2 protein-coding genes are annotated in these 2,526 nt (G+C 36.5%); both read right to left on the bottom strand.

Annotated elements, in window-relative coordinates; all coding sequences use genetic code 11:
• A partial coding sequence (locus UYK_RS0114285) for an exopolysaccharide biosynthesis protein (RefSeq protein WP_016871633.1) occupies nt 1–529 on the bottom strand: 529 nt, incomplete at its 3' end.
• 178 nt (nt 530–707) lie between these two features.
• On the bottom strand, nt 708–1,580 hold the full coding sequence (locus UYK_RS0114280) for a lipid kinase (RefSeq protein ID WP_009457103.1): 873 nt from the start codon (nt 1,578–1,580) through the stop codon (nt 708–710).
• Between the last annotated feature and the right edge of the window lie 946 nt (nt 1,581–2,526).

The raw sequence follows: 2,526 nt of genomic DNA, 5'->3' as shown, positions 1-2,526 counted from the left end.
AAATAGTAAATACATATCCAATACACATCAGTAAACCATCAGATTCTATTGTTGCTACTGCTAATAGTAAAATACCTATAGTTGGGATAGGGTTCGTAAGAGGAACTGGTGATATTAGCAACACTGCTAACCAAGAAATGCAAAATCCATTAAACCGCCAAATATAAGGATTATCAGCTATTTTAGACAAGCGAGGGCGAGCAATTTTTTCTAGAATCCTAGTAACGCGTCGTAAATTTTGCAGTAGTATATTGGCAAAAGAACGAGGAAATTTATACGTAGCTATTTTTCTAGGCAACCAAGGCGATCGCCTACCCAAAACCATCTGCATGGATAAAATCAAGCAAGCACCACCAAAGGGTCCTGTTAAGCCTGGTGGCATAGGAAATAAAAAAGGTAAAACTAACAGTGCAATCACCAAATTAAAACCTCGTTCAGAAGTTTCTGCCAGGATATCTCCAAGGGACAATGGCTTTTCAGCTAATCGTTGTAACAGTAACTTGATATCTTGAGAAAATTTCAGATGCATTTGGTGTGAGGCAATGTGAGTTTTCACAATACCGACTCTTGATAAATAAAATAAACTTCATTAGTTACCAATACAAATATTCTGACATTATTTCCGAAAATCGTAGATTGATGGTTGTTGATGGTTGGTTGTTGATTGTTGATTGCTTACTACTCCCCACACTCCCCTATCTCCCCACCTAGCGGGGAACAAAAACAGCTACAGCTTTGGGAATCACACGGAAATAAGCAGGAGTATAGGTGGTGATTTCACCATCCGTATTAATGGGACGAGGTTTGCGAGTATATATTTCAATTTCCTGAGCTTGAAGAGCGCGGACATTTCGGGCATTTATGTGTCGTCCTTGTCGCATTCTTGGCAATAAGGGAATAATTTCCCACCAGTGCCTAATCTCTAGACTGTACAAGTCCAATCTTTGATCATCGATCATCGCATCAGGAGCTACTGCCATACCACCACCATAGTAACGACCATTACCGATCGCAATTTGCACGGTTTTCACTTTAATTGATTGATCAGGTAAACGAATCTCTGCACTAAAAGGGCGAGATTCCCAAATAACTTTCACGGCGGTAAAAGCATAAGCGAATATTCCCCAACGACGCTTGACCTCTTTAGTTAATCGCTGGGTAATCTTCACACTCATCCCTAAACTGGCAACATTGAAAAAACATTTGCCATTAACTTCTCCTAAGTCAATGCGTTGTACTTTCCCATTGGCAATCACCTTGGTGGCTTCGGGCAAAGAATTGGGAATTTTTAAAGTCCTTGCGAGGTCATTAGCAGTTCCTAAAGGTAAGATTCCCAAAGGTAAATTAGTTTCTACCAAAGTATCTACCGCAGCGTTAAGAGTACCATCACCGCCACCAACAATTACCAAATCCACTTGATGTTGGTATCTCCTAATCACGTCTGAAAAGTGCTGAGGATTTTCTGCGGATGCTGCAATCAACTCAAATCCTTGTTCTACAAGACAACTCATCACTTCTGACAAACGCTTTTGTCCTTGGCGGGATTGACGATTTACTAACAGCAGTGCGCGCCGATTCATGGGTAGTACTTTTTATAGCTTATACGGAAAAATATTCATATACTGCCTACACCTTGTTGAAGTTTGCTCTCAGACTGTGCAGGTATTTTTATGAAAAATGCGAATAATTCAGTTTTTATACGCCTATTATATAAGTTCTCTTGTTAAATTTCAGGATTATTTTTATTTAGCTTAATGTTACTAATTATCAGTGCATTTGTACCTAGAAAATGGGGTAATTACTCACAATACAATTGTGATATGCAAATTTGTGTTTTTAATACAGGTATTCACACTAATATTATATTGCCAACAAAAATCATATTTTTGATTGGCATAAATTTATACTATCGACATTCAACATTTCTGATTAAAAGTGCAATCGCTTATATTCAGATACTGAATATAAATCAAATATGTTGATTTATATGAATCAAAAAATCAATAGTAAACATGGGATTTTTTGATTTAAAGTATATTTTTTTGAGTTTCACATTGCTGAGATTATATTCAGTAAAAATCAATCAATGTCCATTTTAATCAATGAAATAAAAAGGTAAAAGAAAGAAGTAATTGATTGGTTTTACTTACTTCCCTTTCACCTTGAGGTTGAGGTTAACCCTGATTGTGTTGGCAAAGTAGTGGAAAAACTACTTACTGAGAATTGTAATCACAAGTATCAAAGATGTTGCATCACTTTTTATCTATGCAAATGATTATATTTAACGAAAATTTAGATAAATTTTAGAAATAGAAGCTAGTGGTAACAAACTATAAAGACTCGGTGATTCTAAGAACTAATTTAATTAGAATAGCTTTTGTCAAGATCGTTAATCAAGCGATCGCACAACTAGAGCAAACGGCGAGCCTAACGCAGAGATTGATAGCGTTCTAGCGATTCCAATGCTTAAGCGTGAATACACAATCATATGTAGCTTTAGCTAACAGAATCGGTACAACAACTAAA

Source organism: Fischerella thermalis PCC 7521, from assembly GCF_000317225.1.
Taxonomy (GTDB): Bacteria; Cyanobacteriota; Cyanobacteriia; order Cyanobacteriales; family Nostocaceae; genus Fischerella; species Fischerella thermalis.
This window is presented reverse-complemented; position numbering and strand designations above follow the sequence as displayed.

Excerpts from the sequence above, each read along its gene's own strand:
- UYK_RS0114280 (WP_009457103.1), bottom strand. The coding sequence starts at position 1,580 with ATGAATCGGCGCGCACTGCTGTTAGTAAATCGTCAATCCCGCCAAGGA.